This is a genomic window from Leuconostoc kimchii IMSNU 11154, from assembly GCF_000092505.1.
GTDB lineage: Bacteria > Bacillota > Bacilli > Lactobacillales > Lactobacillaceae > Leuconostoc > Leuconostoc kimchii.
This window is the reverse complement of sequence record NC_014136.1, coordinates 1,891,318-1,906,209: the sequence shown is the minus strand read 5'-3', so window position 1 is coordinate 1,906,209 and position 14,892 is coordinate 1,891,318. Positions and strand designations below refer to the sequence as shown.

At 38.4% G+C, this 14,892-nt stretch carries 23 protein-coding genes and 1 tRNA gene; all 24 read right to left on the bottom strand.

Annotated features, from left to right (window positions below):
• Positions 1–12: 12 nt before the first annotated feature.
• Positions 13–639, bottom strand: coding sequence for a Gp15 family bacteriophage protein (locus tag LKI_RS10160; protein ID WP_013104069.1), 627 nt, complete (start codon positions 637–639; stop codon positions 13–15).
• The gene (locus LKI_RS10155; protein ID WP_013104068.1) at positions 639–1,052 is read right to left on the bottom strand and encodes a hypothetical protein; all 414 of its coding nucleotides are present in this window, start codon (positions 1,050–1,052) and stop codon (positions 639–641) included. Before LKI_RS10155 ends, LKI_RS10160 begins: the two co-directional genes overlap by 1 nt.
• Positions 1,053–1,131: 79 nt before the next feature.
• Positions 1,132–1,608: a phage tail tube protein gene (locus LKI_RS10150; protein ID WP_013104067.1), complete on the bottom strand. Its 477-nt coding sequence runs from the start codon at positions 1,606–1,608 to the stop codon at positions 1,132–1,134.
• 3 nt (positions 1,609–1,611) lie between these two features.
• Positions 1,612–2,007: a phage tail terminator protein gene (locus LKI_RS10145; RefSeq protein ID WP_013104066.1), complete on the bottom strand. Its 396-nt coding sequence runs from the start codon at positions 2,005–2,007 to the stop codon at positions 1,612–1,614.
• On the bottom strand, positions 2,007–2,366 hold the full coding sequence (locus LKI_RS10140) for a minor capsid protein (protein ID WP_013104065.1): 360 nt from the start codon (positions 2,364–2,366) through the stop codon (positions 2,007–2,009). The genes LKI_RS10145 and LKI_RS10140 overlap by 1 nt, the downstream gene beginning before the upstream one ends.
• On the bottom strand, positions 2,366–2,734 hold the full coding sequence (locus LKI_RS10135; RefSeq protein WP_041773540.1) for a putative minor capsid protein: 369 nt from the start codon (positions 2,732–2,734) through the stop codon (positions 2,366–2,368). The genes LKI_RS10140 and LKI_RS10135 overlap by 1 nt, the downstream gene beginning before the upstream one ends.
• A complete protein-coding gene (locus LKI_RS10130) occupies positions 2,712–3,137 on the bottom strand; it encodes a hypothetical protein (protein ID WP_013104063.1) in 426 nt (141 codons plus the stop codon). Before LKI_RS10130 ends, LKI_RS10135 begins: the two co-directional genes overlap by 23 nt.
• A 16-nt stretch (positions 3,138–3,153) precedes the next feature.
• Positions 3,154–4,113: a N4-gp56 family major capsid protein gene (locus LKI_RS10125; protein WP_013104062.1), complete on the bottom strand. Its 960-nt coding sequence runs from the start codon at positions 4,111–4,113 to the stop codon at positions 3,154–3,156.
• 3 nt (positions 4,114–4,116) lie between these two features.
• A complete protein-coding gene (locus tag LKI_RS10120) occupies positions 4,117–4,746 on the bottom strand; it encodes a phage scaffolding protein (protein ID WP_013104061.1) in 630 nt (209 codons plus the stop codon).
• An 87-nt stretch (positions 4,747–4,833) separates the two neighbouring features.
• A complete protein-coding gene (locus tag LKI_RS10115) occupies positions 4,834–5,973 on the bottom strand; it encodes a phage minor capsid protein (protein ID WP_013104060.1) in 1,140 nt (379 codons plus the stop codon).
• Positions 5,970–7,535 (bottom strand): phage portal protein, encoded by a 1,566-nt coding sequence (locus LKI_RS10110; protein WP_242651970.1) that lies wholly within the window; start codon positions 7,533–7,535, stop codon positions 5,970–5,972. The genes LKI_RS10115 and LKI_RS10110 overlap by 4 nt, the downstream gene beginning before the upstream one ends.
• 8 nt (positions 7,536–7,543) lie before the next feature.
• The gene (locus LKI_RS10105; RefSeq protein WP_013104058.1) at positions 7,544–8,842 is read right to left on the bottom strand and encodes a PBSX family phage terminase large subunit; all 1,299 of its coding nucleotides are present in this window, start codon (positions 8,840–8,842) and stop codon (positions 7,544–7,546) included.
• The gene (locus LKI_RS10100) at positions 8,817–9,332 is read right to left on the bottom strand and encodes a terminase small subunit (protein WP_013104057.1); all 516 of its coding nucleotides are present in this window, start codon (positions 9,330–9,332) and stop codon (positions 8,817–8,819) included. The genes LKI_RS10105 and LKI_RS10100 overlap by 26 nt, the downstream gene beginning before the upstream one ends.
• A complete protein-coding gene (locus LKI_RS10095; RefSeq protein WP_013104056.1) occupies positions 9,329–9,625 on the bottom strand; it encodes a hypothetical protein in 297 nt (98 codons plus the stop codon). Before LKI_RS10095 ends, LKI_RS10100 begins: the two co-directional genes overlap by 4 nt.
• A 9-nt stretch (positions 9,626–9,634) precedes the next feature.
• The gene (locus LKI_RS10090) at positions 9,635–10,852 is read right to left on the bottom strand and encodes a hypothetical protein (RefSeq protein ID WP_013104055.1); all 1,218 of its coding nucleotides are present in this window, start codon (positions 10,850–10,852) and stop codon (positions 9,635–9,637) included.
• Positions 10,852–11,022, bottom strand: a complete 171-nt coding sequence (locus tag LKI_RS11055) for a hypothetical protein (RefSeq protein ID WP_013104054.1) — start codon at positions 11,020–11,022, stop codon at positions 10,852–10,854. Before LKI_RS11055 ends, LKI_RS10090 begins: the two co-directional genes overlap by 1 nt.
• A 196-nt stretch (positions 11,023–11,218) precedes the next feature.
• Complete coding sequence (locus tag LKI_RS10085; protein ID WP_013104053.1) at positions 11,219–11,719, bottom strand: TIR domain-containing protein; 501 nt, start codon at positions 11,717–11,719, stop codon at positions 11,219–11,221.
• Positions 11,703–12,560 (bottom strand): macro domain-containing protein, encoded by an 858-nt coding sequence (locus LKI_RS10080; RefSeq protein WP_013104052.1) that lies wholly within the window; start codon positions 12,558–12,560, stop codon positions 11,703–11,705. The genes LKI_RS10085 and LKI_RS10080 overlap by 17 nt, the downstream gene beginning before the upstream one ends.
• A gap of 31 nt (positions 12,561–12,591) precedes the next feature.
• Positions 12,592–12,729, bottom strand: coding sequence for a hypothetical protein (locus LKI_RS11050; RefSeq protein WP_013104051.1), 138 nt, complete (start codon positions 12,727–12,729; stop codon positions 12,592–12,594).
• A gap of 103 nt (positions 12,730–12,832) precedes the next feature.
• A tRNA-OTHER gene (locus LKI_RS10920) sits at positions 12,833–12,903 on the bottom strand.
• A gap of 158 nt (positions 12,904–13,061) precedes the next feature.
• Positions 13,062–13,649 (bottom strand): hypothetical protein, encoded by a 588-nt coding sequence (locus tag LKI_RS10075; protein WP_013104050.1) that lies wholly within the window; start codon positions 13,647–13,649, stop codon positions 13,062–13,064.
• Between the two features lie 261 nt (positions 13,650–13,910).
• A complete protein-coding gene (locus tag LKI_RS10070) occupies positions 13,911–14,327 on the bottom strand; it encodes a DUF722 domain-containing protein (RefSeq protein ID WP_013104049.1) in 417 nt (138 codons plus the stop codon).
• 3 nt (positions 14,328–14,330) lie between these two features.
• Positions 14,331–14,480, bottom strand: a complete 150-nt coding sequence (locus LKI_RS11045) for a hypothetical protein (protein WP_187286359.1) — start codon at positions 14,478–14,480, stop codon at positions 14,331–14,333.
• 4 nt (positions 14,481–14,484) lie between these two features.
• Positions 14,485–14,691, bottom strand: coding sequence for a hypothetical protein (locus tag LKI_RS10065; protein ID WP_148215509.1), 207 nt, complete (start codon positions 14,689–14,691; stop codon positions 14,485–14,487).
• Positions 14,692–14,892 lie beyond the last annotated feature (201 nt).

Sequence of the window (14,892 nt, the reverse complement as noted above, 5' to 3'; positions counted from 1 at the left end):
CTCCTTTCCTCTTTATTTAGAATCATTCATCATCATGTCAAATATTGATGACGCATTACTTGAGAAGCCATCACTTTCAACCTCTTTATCAAGGTGGTAATAGAACTGCATTTGACTAACAAATTGCGCTTGCTTTGGATCATCAGCATATTGTGACAAGTCATCACTGCGATATTGTCTAATCTTCTGAATAGGTGTATCAGCGCCTAAGTTGTCAAACAACGCCTTGAATTGATCCCAATGCATACGGTCAATCATCTGATTTAAATCAATGTGGTAGTACATCAAAAAAGACGCGTAGATTGCTCCTGCGTCCTGTTCGTAATCAAAATCAGCATGATTAGCAGCGCTAGATTGTTCATCAGTTGCTTGACTGCCATCATCTTCTTCGTTGCCATATGGTCGTTCATTAATGTACTGAAAAACACCAGCAACAATATCGCCTTTGACTGCTAAATCATTAGTTGGTAGCTTATCAATAACCAATAAATTAAAACATCGCTCAACCTTTTCTGCATCGCTTAAATCAGTATCCAACACGCCAAACGCCTCAATGACGACATTGAAAGCTAAATTAAGTCGATACTTACCATCTAATAATTTAATCGTCGTCTCAGGACGTTTAGTGAATGAAAACATTAGTCATTGCCTTTGTTGCGGCGTTGTTCACGGTTGCTGCCATATTTAGCTTTCAACTCGTCACTTTGTCCAGCTTCAAAGATAGCCTTGGCAATTTTAACAAGTGTGATCGTACGATTATCAACATATTTAATAATTTCATCAGATGATTGTTTACCCAGCGCAGCTTCCAAGAACTCTTTTGAGTTGTCAGCCATTTCTGTGTAGGCATCACGAACGACTTTTCGTTGTTCATCAAGCGTTATGTCGTCATCACGATCTTCGTCTTCGATACGCTTGTACAAATCACCCATTTTTAGTAAGAAGTCTGAAAACTTATCATCTAATTCAGGTGTGTACTTTGCCGTGTATGTTCTGTCTCCAATCTTGAAACTTTCTGATTTGATAACCAAACTTGAAATGTTAATTGCCATGAATTTTCTCCTATATGCTAGTTATGTAATTGGGCTTCTCACCCCATTTGAACGTTTAGCCGTTGTCGCTTATTAGTTATTAACCTTGTCCACCATCTGGTGTAGTTGTGGCAGGTACAGCTTGTGGCTTACCGTTAGCAGCAAGTGTGAAACTAAATGTCTGCTTAACGTTGGCAGCACCACCGAAAGGTACGATTGCTTGCAACGTTGCCACGAATTGAACTTTGTCGCCGTTAGGTGCAGTCCAACGTGCTAACGTGCGCAATGTGTCACCGACAGATGTAAACTTGCTAGCGATGTAATCTTGTGCTGCATCGCCATCTAAACGATGACCAGCAATAGCAAATGTAATCGCTTTACCAGTGACATCAACATCTGAAAAGCCTTCGCCACTGTAATAAGGCGTTGTATCAGCCGTTTCAGCTGCTGCTGGTGTGATTGTTTGAATACCTTCTGACAAAGGTGCCCATGTTGCCTTTTCAATATCAGCAAGTGATGTAGTGCCTTTGATGTCAATTTCCAGCTTATTCTGCCAGTTTTCGTTAAATTTACCCATGATTTATTCTCCTAATTTAATTTTTTGTGTGATTTCAACACTGAAATCCAATAAAAAAATGCCTTTATTAGAGACATCTACATTGATTGAAAACGGTTGTGGTTCTATGTTCAGTTTATTGAATTCATATGTGCCATCTGTTTCAATCGAATTTATGCTATCCAATAGCTCGCTGATTTTCCAAAGTGTATTACTTCCTAATTCAAAATCATCAGTACGGAAAGCTATCTCGAAAGGTAACAAACGTTCCTGAATACCAGACCAATCTTCACTGATTACTCGCGATCCCGGTTGCATGTAGATTCCGAAATCGCTACTACTGTTTAAATGATCAATAATCATCATTTGTGGCAAATCAAGCGTATTAATTTTGTCTGCTAGTCTCTCGATTAAGTCCATTAACTCAACAACTCCTTTCCGAATGCATCAGTTACAGTCTTCATAAGCTCTTTATTGCCTTTCAAACGCAAATCCCAACGTCTGCTTGTTCCAGGTGTTGTGTAATTCTGTATCTTAGCGCCGCTGTTAGTGAAGCCGTAGAATTGTGCCCGTGCGTATGGTATGGCGTAGTTAATGTGTTGACCATCAGCAGATAGACTAGTTTCAGTACGTAACCTGTTCTGCTTTTGCTGATTAGACATTGGTACAAATCGTTCCATAGCCATCATTGCTTGATTAGCAGCTTTGTATTGCGCGGCAGCTTTATTTTTATGTGTCAGAATATTATTGGCTCGTCTAAAATCAAGTGTAATTGCCATCACAATACCTCCAATTCATATGACCAAACTTCATTACTCAACGGGTCACGGTTGTCAACAATGCGCTTAATCGTGTACTCAACGCTATCGAAAACAATCTTGTTACCTTGGCTGTTCTTGTCGAACTTCAAAAACGGATTAGCAACACTTGCGTACAAAAAAACAACTGCATTAGCGACAACTTGACGATCATTGTTCGTTCCCGAATAGATCGTTTCGAGCTGCACCACACAATTGTTGATGATTGTTTCTGTGACTGTTTGCTTACCATACTTGTCTTTTGCGCCAGTCGGATCTTTGTAAATGATTTGTTGGTTAGCCCATTTCTTGGGAATTGTTGGTATCCTAGACACTAGCAACACCCCCATATCTCATACCGAACCGACCTAATAAAGACAAAACTTCATCAGGCACTGCGAAACCACTGCTGGTTGACGATGTACCACCACCATTAGCAGATTGCAATGTTGTACGTCCAATTTCAATACTAGAATATGATCCATTATTCAAATCAGAACTATCTGTGATACTGTTCCTGTCCATGTAGTCAATTGTCAGCGCAATAGCACGTTTAAATGCACTTGCCCTAGACTTTAACCACTTATATTCAGAAACGGCATCATCATCTAATACATGCGAATCAGGCATGCCGTAAAAGTAATTAGTGACTGTATCAATTTGTATTTCAGCATTTGGTAGTAGTTGCTCAAACACGTCATTTGAAACAGAATTAGGCAATATACTTTGAAATTCAGGATAAGTTAAATACATAACTCACTCCTTTCGATTATTCACCGCCGCCTGCTGGTGGTGTCACTGGTGCTTCTGTTCCAGTCTTACTTGACTTGCGGACTGAACCGTTTTCAGTCTTCTTAATGTTTTGGTCGATTACAGTACCATCAGCATAGTTGAATGGGTTGATGGCCAATAGCTTAGTATCATCATAGATAGCCACACCATAGTGCATATCAGCATTGAACTTAGTTGACTTGTTGTCCATGTCACGTCCTGTTTCTGCTTGAACGGCGCGTTTGAGATACGTCTTCATGGCACCAGGCTTAGCAACAATAGCTGAGCCAACCGGAACTTTACGTGAACGAATGAACTGCCAACCTAACACGCCACCGAACACGCCGGTCGATAAGATTGAATCGCCTAATGCTGTTGCACGATCCCAATCTTGCGCTGCTGCTTTACGAACTTTGTTGACATCCTTAGGGTTCATGTAAATAACACCTTGTGCATTTGCATCGTCACCCTCAAAGTTGTTATCAGAAGTGTCATCAATAAACGCAGCTTCGATAGTGTCAATAAAATCTAACTTAGTGAAATCAGCAGAAGACAATGTTAGACGTGATTTAGTAGCTGCGGCAAGCGTATCGTTATCAAGCTTTGATGCAATGGCCATTGTAATTTGGCGTGTTGCCTCTCCAATTGGGTCGCCATATCCAGATAATACAGCTTCATCTGTTAACTTAACACCCTTTGCGGCTTTTTTAACCGTGAAAGTGTCAGTTGAGTTAGCCATTTGTGCATAATCAATCGCTGCGCCCTCAGCAACATCTTGAGCGTCGCCGATATATTTCCATCGTGGAACTGTAACCGTGTCACCGGGTCGTCCTGATAATGTGTTATCAATAGGCGCGATCGCACCGAACTTGATTGCTTTTTGAAGTTGAGCCAGAATCATCTCACCCATTACTTCAGGATCAATCATCTGTTCTAATGTTGTTAAATCATTTGCCATGCTTTATTCTCCTTGATTTTCCGAAACGGCTTGAGCATAAACTTCTGGTTGAGATTGTTTTAACTCAAGCGCCTCTTTGTATGAAAGTGAACTTAACTTAGGTGTTTTTGAACCATCTCCACCAGATGGATTGCCGCCAGTAAAAACCTTAACTTGCGGTGCCTTTGGTTCAGAAACATCAAATAAGTAAGCATCACTCGTGTGTAATTGCTCCAGTTGTTCTTTCAGACCATGTACGCCATCTTCATCAACCTTGATTGTTTCGCCATCTAATAACGCCCGCACTGCTTTGGGATTTTTAGCTTTAGCTTCACGCAATGCTAATTCAATAGCGCCATCACGCTTCAACTTGGTAATGTTAGTTTCATAATCAGTCTTTGATTGCTTGTTTTGCTCTTGCAATGACTTGATTTGTGATTGAAGCTCTTCATTACCGTCAGCCTTACCCGATAAGTCTTTAAGTTGCTTGTCGCGGTCACTGATTTGTGATGTTAGTTCAGTGTTTTGCTGTTTCAACTGCTCTAATTCACTTTCAACGCTCTTTGACTTCTCTAAATCCTTACCGTGTTCAGCCATGACTTGGTTGACTTGGTCGTCTGATAGACCAAACTTTTGCAATGTATCCCTGTTCATAAAAATCTCCTTTGTGTTTTTACGGTGTAACGTCACCGAATTTTTTGAACTTTAAAAAGCCTTTTATAGACGTGCTCAGGTCTAGTTTTAAAAGCTTTGAATAGATTCTCTTGAATAATCACGCCCTAAATAATCCTTATCGCCAATAAATTCTCGTAAATTCTTCTGTTGATTAGATATACGCGACTTCATCTTTGCCTCCATATCAGTATCTTTCAACTGTTTAGCAGCTGTTAGGCGTTTCTTACTAGCGCGTATAGCGCGTTCCATGTTGCGCTGTTTCTGCTGTTCTTTACCACGTTTAATAGCCTCATCAGGGTCATAATGTTTAGGTGTCACATCAGTGTTAACATCTGGGTCAAACGGCGTTAATGTGTGGCTACAGTTTGCGCCCTGTGTTCCTGCGAATGTGCCATAACCGTGATTATAGATACTGTCATATTTAGGGTTGTAGGCTTCATTATCGCTGGTCACGACATTAACCACCGTGCCTTGAATATGTGCACAAGCTTCACGAGCAGCGGCATGTGAGCTCATCATTGCCTGTCCCATACCAAAGTCTTTCATGCGCTTCAATCTTAAATCATTGAATGTACGATGTGCGGTTGCATTAATTACCAGCCGCGAATAACTCTCGAGTGACCAACTGTTACCACCTTTGTCAATAAGCGTTGTATCAATACCTTTATCAACCCACTTATAGACATTATCTCTAACGGCTCTCTCTGGTGTTTTAATCCCACTTGTGACTTCTAGTGTTGATTGCTTGACGATGCTTTGAAACGTCTTCATAGCAGCGTTGTTTTGATAATTAGTCGTGATTAATGTTTGATTGACGTTGTTGTTAATATCAAGGAATGTTTGGCGTACAATTGAGTCCAACATGTTAGTTGTATCTGCACCCACGCTCACTTGTTTATTCATGATGTCTTGTAACTTAGTATCAATCTCACTAACAATTTGTAAGCCGTTACGTTTAACTAAGTTAGTCAACTCGCGTTCTGAAACCTTATTTGATTTAGCAACCAATCTAATTACATCACGCGTTAATGCGCGCATCTTACTTAGCTGCTCGACTTGCCACATCATGACGTTATCAGCATTTATCTTGTCCCAATCGCTATCATTAACTGATTTGATTAATAGACTGAATATATCCTGTTCAAGTTTTGCATAAATATTAGCTATGCTATCTGCTTGCTGTTGCATTGAGTTTGGCGTAATCATTCATCACTGCCTCCGTCACTACCACCCAACATGCCGGCTTGTGTATCAGGCATATTATCAGTTTCTGGTGCTTCTGCTTGCAGTTCATCTAACCAAGCCCGCGCATCTTCCTCACTCAAACCGTAGTTACGCATTAAGAATTGTTTCTTTGGCATCAGTCCAACAGATGCAACTTTTAAATCTTCTTCGAGTTGCTTATCCTTATCGACGAATACGCCATCATCAAAGTGTAGGTTAATCTCTAGTGGTTCATTGATTAAATCGACCGACAATGGTGCTTGTGCGCTATCAAATAATTCAGACTTAGTAGCTAACTGCACGATTGAGATAATCAATTCTTTAATCTGCTTCTCAACCTGTGTGATGTAACTCGAACGTGTCCGATAAGTCTCACTGTTGTCTGATACAACCTCTGTGGCTGTCTTTGTGCTCTTAGTGGCATCAGTCGATAATGTGCCTTGTGATAACCCGATATTGTTTTCAAACTCGCGTATGAATAATTGAAGCGCATCAGAGTATTGGCCAACACGAATGTCATTGGTTAAGTCTTGAAGCAACGGCTTACCATCTTTAGATTCACCTGTTTGCATGAACACGTCATCATCTGGATCAAACATAGGGTAACCACGGTTGTCATCACCGGCGTGTTGCGTGCTAGGTTTCATTAATGTGCCATCAATAGCAATACGTTTCTTACCTAACTTAACTTCACGATAGAACTGATCTTGCGTGGTATTAATTGCCTCAATCACATGCTTGTTATTCTCAACAATGCCAATACCCAATGGGCTTTCAATCGATTGATTGTTCTTGCCAGGTGTCTTGAAATAGGCGAACGATGGACGGATAACATCAGAAATAACTGCTTGTTCTGGCAGGTTTGCATAAGCATCTAACGCTGTTAAATTAACCTGTTGTCCAACCTCATTAACATCTTCGCTACGATACAGCTCGTTCGTGACTGTCTCTTGATTTAATCCGCCATCAAACTCGTGAAACTCCAAAAGCGAGTAATAAACCGTACGTCCATTCTCTGTTGCTGTTGTCTTATTAACGATAACCGCCGATTGAATATCATTAGTGTTAGATTGCAGCGGTACAAATTGATCTGCACGTATCCATGCCAACTTAACCTTATTGTTATCATCAATGTATGGACGTATCGCAAAGCCACCAGTAGCAATCGCTGTCTCAAGGTATTCTTCATATTTGAGATTAAACAAGTTATCGCGCATCACGCCATCTATGAATTTATCAATCTCTTCGCCAGCCACTGATATGGTCACTTGTTCATTAAAGATAACAGATGCCAATTTGCGTGCTGCTTGGTGCGTGATCGACAACGTGAACTGCTTGCGTGTTCGCTGTTCATTCTTCGTATTAAAGAACTTAATATCGCCAAACTTATTGCTATAATAATTTAAGTCATCTCTAATACGCGCAATCTCACTAGGTGGCAAATTAATGCGTGGGTCATCTGTGATATTTGCAAGTGTCTTCCCAAATCCCATGCTTAACTTTCCTTTCGTAAAAAGATCATGTAGTTTATCTCTGATTGTCATATACGCTCCTACCATGCAAGGTCTAGTACGTCTTCATTATCAAGAACCATATACTGCATGCTGTCCACTGAATGATCATCTACCTTAATCACCTTGGGTTCATCAGTCTGTAAAGACTTTTCTTCCCATTGATATTTCTGATGTTGTGGAATAAAGTATTTAATATTATTTTCAGTTGGCAGATAATAAAAACGACCCTGTGCAAGTAAGTTTTGCACACGATCGATCATGTCTGGTTTCTTTAGTTTTGCAACAGGATGCCAATCAACGCCGTAATCTTTATGGTATTGGTTTCTAAGTGAAGCTTCAGCACTATCCATAGTCATGTTACTGATTGGTTTACCATACTTTGCATACATTTTCTCTATAAAGTCATGAATGTTCTTGGATAAGTCGTCAGGTGCCATTTTGTCGACTTTACCCTCTGGACTGTAATACCACATGTCTATTAGCACAACTTTGCGATGATAAGTCACGCCATAACAGCCAACCGCAGTCGCTGATACGGAGTGTCCGACATCGGCAGAGAAGTATAAATCAACAACAGAGTCGTTTAAATCTTCTAAGTGTTCCAGTCGTTGGAATAAGTCCATCTTATAAACATTAGTACCAAGTCCAACTGGTTCGCCTAAGAATTGCCACCTGTAGTAGTCATAGTCATTGTGTTTGTACTTCTCAATGTCGTGTAAATACTGTTCAGATAAAAAATGTAACTCGTCATCTAGGTACGTGGTATGCACTACTAAGAAATCAGCATCATCGCTAACACTCTCCACCCATTCATTAATCCAATCATATGGGTTGCGGGGTGGGTTGTACGAGAATATCGTGACAACTTGCATGCCTTTGGGTAGTTTTTGACGTGTATATGATAATTGAACCGTGTGTATCTCGGTAAAGTTACTGAACTCTGTTGCCTCTTCAAACCACAACCAACGTACATATCCTTTAGCTATCTTGAATGACTTCTGCTTACTTGGGTCATCAACACCAGAGAAGTAGAACCCACTACCATTACGCCTATCTATAATCTCCATAGGGGATGTTTTAAAGCGAAATAACCATGATACATGTAATTCATCTAACGCCCACTTAATCTGCTCATATACGCTACGTTTGAGATTACCAGCTACCTTACGATAGCAAACCACATTGGCATCAGGATCACTCATCATACCCATGGCTAGATAGATACTAATACCACTCGACTTAGTACTGGCACGTCCGCCCTTTTCAATGATATTAGATGCGTTTGTTTCCCACAGGTGGTCAAATGCTGGGTTAACTATCTTCGCTACGTTCAGCATTTGCCTTCCTCCTATCGAATCCTATGATTTGTACATCATCAACATATCCATCACTCATCAACTCTTTAGCACGTGCCTCTGATATATCAGCTTCAGCACTAAGTTTACGTATTTGTTGTTCAACCAACTTATCATTATCAGGATAGCGCTTCATTATTTCTTTCAACGCACTAATACGTGTCTTTAAGTCGGCTTCTTTCTCAATCGTTTCAGCACCAATAGGAGTGCCCACAACAACAGTCTCTTTCATCTCACCTCTAGCAATGCTAGTGAGTATTTCAACAGCTTCTTCAATGCCCATGATACGCTTAGACTTGATTTCAGCCATGCGTTCCTCTATGTATGATTTTATGCTCACATTTGCAACTAATTTGTGTGCATTCCCTCGGGCATAAGCTTTAGAATAACCTGCTGTAATTGCTGATTGTTCAATGTTTCCAGTCTCTAAGAACTCATCAGCAAACTTCTGTTGTTTTGATGTTAGTTTCATGTCATTGTGTCACCTCCTTTCAGAAAAGCATTAGTCCCAATCCCTTTAACCTTAAAATTGTCATAATCAACAACAGGCACATTGTTTAGCTCAGTGTTGGGTGCAGACATTTGTTCGTTAATAACACCAAATGCCTTTTGTATTTTTTGACCAGCCGTTTTGACAGACTCACCAAATGCGAGGAATAGGTTTTTTATAGCAGTAACACCTACCAAAGATTTGTGTCTGTTGTGCAAATACATTTCATGCCTGGCTCTACTCAACTGTTTATGTCTTGGGTGTCCTTGTTGCATATCATTCTCCTAAACGTGCCACTCGGCAACTAAGTTGTCACTATCGTACTCAAGTGCATATAGTTCTTTCTTAGATAACGTCCAACCATTACTGATCTCATACTTATCATTAGGCTTTATTGTTCCAAGTTGCCTACTAATCACGCCACCCTCATCAACCGCTTTCTCTTTATGAAAGTGACCCTTGTGTATCTCTTTACTGTGAGATAACGACCATACACCGCCAAACTCATTAGCCATTAGCATAGGCAAATTCTTAGGTGCTAAATCACCATGAGCTATCATGATACCAACGTTATCTAACAAGTAAGCATCACGATACTTAATATTATTTTTGATGATGACCTGTGGATACTTAGCTTTCAAATACTCCATGAAAACATACTCCATGTTTCCTGAATGATTGCCTGCCATTTGCTTAATGTAAACAGATGTGCTGTTGTTCAAACAAACTGGTACCAAAATATCAAAGAACTGTTTAGCATCTTCAATAGCTTGTACCATATCAACTTCATCTAGCATTGTTCCTCGCATAGTTTGTGACGACCATATTTGACTAGAATGGAACAAATCGCCCAGCTGTTCAATAACAATTGTTTTGTATCCTTTGTTTAAGATACCTAACAGCTTATCTAAGTGACTTTCAACATCTTTTAGTGTAGTTATACCAAAATGCATATCAGGAAGCGGTACCACCAAATTGTGCGTGTCTCGAGCAACCTGTTCAACTATGTATGGTTTAACGTCATGCTTAAACAGATCAGCAATATCTTGTGGCGTTAATTCTTTATCAACTTTAGGCTTAACCGTAATCTTAGACTGATACAAATCAATCAAACCATTCTCAACACTGTTCTGTTGCCAGAAGTTATTGCGTGCTGATACGATATCCCAATCGTCCGGATTAAAGCCATGTGCTCTTAATACGAAGTCTGGGTCTTTGGCCTGTTCAGAAGTCATCTGCATTGTCGTAGATGATGTTGTGCTACCGTCCTTGTTGATGACAATTTCAGTGCCACGTTTTACATCTTTGACTTTTGGTTTCGTCTTACCTTTATAACGGCCACTAGTCTGACCAGTGGCGATAAACCTCGCTACCGTACGTCTACTAAAGTTAACGCCATATTCATCAAACATCTGTTGTGCAACTTTAGCTGATGATAAACCTTGTTTGCTTAATTCGATGATTCTATTCTTTTGTTCATCAGTCCAATTCAAACGAATCATCACTGCCACTTCCTATCTTCATAAAAAGCATCTTTACGCTTGTCTGTGTGACGTTTGCGTTTAGATGCTTTGTTTTGTTTCCTGCTATATTGTCTTTGCTTGTCAATTTTGCGATAGATGTTTAATTCATCATCACTGGCGACAAGTCCATAATCGCGATCTATTTTCATAACTCATCATTTGAATATTTTATGTATTAAAAATCTTTGTCTAGAAATATTAGACGTATCGTCTGGAAAATTATTTTTTTGTGACCGTTCAGACTTGTGTTTGGCACGTTTTAATTGTTTTAGCTTTTGTTTGTTATCTATAATTTTCTCCAAACAAAAACCGCCGTTAGATTTAACTAACTAGCGGTAAGATAGTTTATATCCCTAAGCTATCATAGACTTTATCATTATAGTGATATTGTCTATGATCTTGGTTTTTTCGGTATTTCTTATCATATTCTGGCCAATTTTCCAATGCGTATTTAATAGCAACCATTTTAAATGGTACTACAATAGAAAGATTTCCTTTTAGTAGTGGAGGCATCAATTCATCCGCTCTCTTTTTACCATTCAAATTCACAGCAATAATTGGCAACTCTAATCTAATCGCTGTTTCAATTTCCCACTTCACGAATTTCGTCAAATATTTTGTATGTTCTCCAACTAATAATATAAACGCTTTTGAGTTTAAAAATCTAATACTCAGATTGTGTTTGATAGAAGCTTCTTGACTTGAATCTTTAGATGTATTCAAATCATGTGCGTCATCAATGTGAAAATCTATATTCTGGTTTTTAGACCATGCTTTAATTAAATCGTATTTCAATATATCGTTGTCCCCATCGAACGCAACATATACTTTATTCCTGTAAGCCATAAAACCTGTCCTTTATCTTATAGTAATTAATTTTCTGATTTGTTTCTCTGTCTAATAAAATAATTAATTTAGTAGGCTTCTTAAATTTAATCCTTCTTAATCTAAATGTCCAGAGAATTGTGTCTAAAATTTGTGTGTTGCTATAGGTATTATTATCCAACCTTGCTAGATTAGAACCAAATAGCGTTATTACGACTGTTCTTCCAGCGTATAATTCATCAATTTCATCCCAGAAATTTATTAAAAATCGAATGAAATCTTGTATTGACAAATAAGCCTTATTATACTCATCGAAGTGTGTCAATGCTGTTAAAAAAACGTCATCTGAATATTTAAAAATCGATCCAAGCTCATACTTTATTTGGTTACCCTCTTCACGATCTAAATTTTCACCCACCTTATGTCGTTTATTTAGCCTTTTATCTTTTTTAATGGCATCATCTACTTTAGAAACGTCGACATCGCTCCTTAATAAAAATTTTCCATGAACCGATCTTTTAGATATGATTTCTTCATTAACAATCGTGTCAAAATACTCATTAGCATTTATAACCTTTATAAAATCAGGGTTATTAAAAATTTCATTTGAGAAAATATCCCCCTTCTGAATTCTGATTTCTGATTCCCCAACCTTAAAGGTAGTGAAACTCATCAAATTGGCAAATATTAAATTTGCTATGTATATGAATAGTGAAAGTATCAAAGTGCCAACAAAAATAAATAACTTAATTTTTTTAGAAAAATCTAAAAATGTTAATATGACGGAAGATATAGCAAATACATAACCAACTTGCCTTGTGACATTGTCTAATAAATATTTATTTGCAAAACCAATTTTCATTTATACATCCATTTTTTATGACTTATTTTAATTATACATTATAACGAACCGTTAACAGTATAGAAACAGCAGCTAACATAACGGCAGTTATATTGTGGTTCCAAGCAGCCAGTACAACGAGCAAAATTGTAAAAATTAATTGAACATATTTATTTATCTTTTTTCCCATAATTTTCTCCAATAAAAAAGCACCCGTTAAGGTGCTAAATAATATGTACGAGCATTACTGCCCATATAACATTAAGCGCTAGTCCGTCTTCCTTGGCTAGCAATGCGAGGCGGTGGAATCGAACCACCCTATCACGGTTCATGACACCATGCACGCTACCAACTTTCACCTCGCGTAATGATAGATATTCCAACCTATCGTATTTTTACATACACAGTGGCTTTTTCCGAAGCGTGTGTAACGTTGCTTTTAATGGATGAGCAATAACCACAAATAAAAAAGCCAAGCCGCTTTTGGGCTTAACTTTTGTTGTGTTAAATATTGTATTTATTTTATTGATGTGCGTTTAAAACAGATTGTGCATGTGCTTCTGTGTCTTTTGCATCTTGCAAAGCATTGTCGTTTTGTTGCTTTGTTTGAGAACTTTGATTGGTTGAGTCATTCAATTTTTTTTGCGCATCATTTAGTTGGCTCTGTAAATTAGAAATCGTCGCATTTGCTGCATCTAAATCTTTTTGTTTAGCATCAACTTGTTGTTGAACCGCAGCCACCTTATTATTCCCGTCGGCAATTGCCTGTTGCGTTTCAGCTATTTTTTGTTGAATTTGTTGTTGCAAGCTATCGTTTGTTGAACTTGCAGTGCCTAATTGATTTTTCAAATCGTTCATCTGATTTTGAAGTTTCGATACATTGTTCTGTGCTGCTGTCAATTGACTTTGGAGATCAGCACTTTGTTGTGTCATATTAGACACCTTAGTTGATTGGTCAGTTAGTTTGTTACCTAATTGGTCAATTATATTACGTGTGTTAGACAGGTTAGGAGTACCAGCCCATGAACCACTATCCGCCACAGCAGTTGCAGCGCCAAACGAGATAGCTACCGCAGCAGCTACAGTAATGATTGTTTTTTTATATTTCATGATATTCTATCACTTTTTCCTTATTATAACGATATTTCACACAACGCTTACGATAATACTCTGTATATATACAGTTGTCAATAGTTAATTTATACATTATTTTTAACTCACAACAACAAATAGAGGTTATTGTATCAAGCCTTAACATCCAACACCATCTAAATAACACTTTATGGAATTTTTGTTAACTATTTGATGATACAAATATAACACCCTTTTTCGCCTAAAAACCTTCACAAAACTCGCATATTTTTGGCACTTTCACTTATCCACAGCCCGACTAGCAAAAACAGAAGTCCTATAAATCTGTTTAATTCTCTGCATATCTCGGTAGCACTGACTCTCTGACTTTGACAATATACTTGCCAATTGAAGCCAATTTCGCTTTCTTCTACGATCATAACGCAATTCAAGCATGGCTCTTTCTTCACTGGTCAGCACCTTTAGGAAATTAGACATAAACCATCTGTCTCTAATGAATGATTGCAAAATATAATCGCTTTCTTGAATGATGATGTCATTTTCAGTTTGAATGTTACGCTTATTTTCTGCCTTTCCACCGCCTATATTTTCATCAAATGACGTTGGCGTTTCCAGTTCTCTAATGCGTAGCCTAATCTGCATTTCGATCACGCCTGAATAATAATCGCTTAAGAATTTATCAATCTTATCTGCCACGCGTTACTCCTTTAACTTCTTAATATCTCTCACTTCCAGTAATACGAACGACACCAACCAGAACACTAAGAATTCGCCGTTTCTATAATTCGTATCATAGTACGCATTGAAATTATCTAACGCACCCGGTATTAGTTCTTTTATTCGTTTCATATCATCACACTATCTCAACATCTTCTGGCGAAATCCACGCTTTCATCAAGTCCATTTCACGCTCTTTACTAGCACCCCAATCATCAAAGGCAATAACAGTCGGCAGTGTTAGATTTTCATAATCTAATGCTCCGTTGACCTTTGCAATGAAAACGCTAAACCAAGTTACGCGTTTGTAAGCCATCATTTGCTCGTATTGTTCTCTGGTCATTTTAATCATTTTATTTGCCTTTCAAATCCCATAAACAACAAGCGCGCTTGGGAACGGCGCTGTATCTGTTGCTTGTCCATTTACTTCAAACTTCAATCGACCACGTATGAATTTCACTCGTGTAAATTATTTTCCAACCACTTTTTTGTAAGTTGGTACTTGTAATAAGTGACTTTAGTCACGAAATCCTTTTTGTAATTT

Bases quoted from the DNA above. Each gene is read 5' to 3' on its own strand.
- LKI_RS10160 (WP_013104069.1), bottom strand. From the start codon at position 639: ATGTTTTCATTCACTAAACGTCCTGAGACGACGATTAAATTATTAGAT.
- LKI_RS10155 (WP_013104068.1), bottom strand. From the start codon at position 1,052: ATGGCAATTAACATTTCAAGTTTGGTTATCAAATCAGAAAGTTTCAAG.
- LKI_RS10150 (WP_013104067.1), bottom strand. From the start codon at position 1,608: ATGGGTAAATTTAACGAAAACTGGCAGAATAAGCTGGAAATTGACATC.
- LKI_RS10145 (WP_013104066.1), bottom strand. From the start codon at position 2,007: ATGGACTTAATCGAGAGACTAGCAGACAAAATTAATACGCTTGATTTG.
- LKI_RS10140 (WP_013104065.1), bottom strand. From the start codon at position 2,366: ATGGCAATTACACTTGATTTTAGACGAGCCAATAATATTCTGACACAT.
- LKI_RS10135 (WP_041773540.1), bottom strand. From the start codon at position 2,734: ATGGGGGTGTTGCTAGTGTCTAGGATACCAACAATTCCCAAGAAATGG.
- LKI_RS10130 (WP_013104063.1), bottom strand. From the start codon at position 3,137: ATGTATTTAACTTATCCTGAATTTCAAAGTATATTGCCTAATTCTGTT.
- LKI_RS10125 (WP_013104062.1), bottom strand. From the start codon at position 4,113: ATGGCAAATGATTTAACAACATTAGAACAGATGATTGATCCTGAAGTA.
- LKI_RS10120 (WP_013104061.1), bottom strand. From the start codon at position 4,746: ATGAACAGGGATACATTGCAAAAGTTTGGTCTATCAGACGACCAAGTC.
- LKI_RS10115 (WP_013104060.1), bottom strand. From the start codon at position 5,973: ATGATTACGCCAAACTCAATGCAACAGCAAGCAGATAGCATAGCTAAT.
- LKI_RS10110 (WP_242651970.1), bottom strand. From the start codon at position 7,535: ATGACAATCAGAGATAAACTACATGATCTTTTTACGAAAGGAAAGTTA.
- LKI_RS10105 (WP_013104058.1), bottom strand. From the start codon at position 8,842: ATGCTGAACGTAGCGAAGATAGTTAACCCAGCATTTGACCACCTGTGG.
- LKI_RS10100 (WP_013104057.1), bottom strand. From the start codon at position 9,332: ATGAAACTAACATCAAAACAACAGAAGTTTGCTGATGAGTTCTTAGAG.
- LKI_RS10095 (WP_013104056.1), bottom strand. From the start codon at position 9,625: ATGCAACAAGGACACCCAAGACATAAACAGTTGAGTAGAGCCAGGCAT.
- LKI_RS10090 (WP_013104055.1), bottom strand. From the start codon at position 10,852: ATGATTCGTTTGAATTGGACTGATGAACAAAAGAATAGAATCATCGAA.
- LKI_RS11055 (WP_013104054.1), bottom strand. From the start codon at position 11,022: ATGAAAATAGATCGCGATTATGGACTTGTCGCCAGTGATGATGAATTA.
- LKI_RS10085 (WP_013104053.1), bottom strand. From the start codon at position 11,719: ATGGCTTACAGGAATAAAGTATATGTTGCGTTCGATGGGGACAACGAT.
- LKI_RS10080 (WP_013104052.1), bottom strand. From the start codon at position 12,560: ATGAAAATTGGTTTTGCAAATAAATATTTATTAGACAATGTCACAAGG.
- LKI_RS11050 (WP_013104051.1), bottom strand. From the start codon at position 12,729: ATGGGAAAAAAGATAAATAAATATGTTCAATTAATTTTTACAATTTTG.
- LKI_RS10075 (WP_013104050.1), bottom strand. From the start codon at position 13,649: ATGAAATATAAAAAAACAATCATTACTGTAGCTGCTGCGGTAGCTATC.
- LKI_RS11045 (WP_187286359.1), bottom strand. From the start codon at position 14,480: ATGAAACGAATAAAAGAACTAATACCGGGTGCGTTAGATAATTTCAAT.
- LKI_RS10065 (WP_148215509.1), bottom strand. From the start codon at position 14,691: ATGACCAGAGAACAATACGAGCAAATGATGGCTTACAAACGCGTAACT.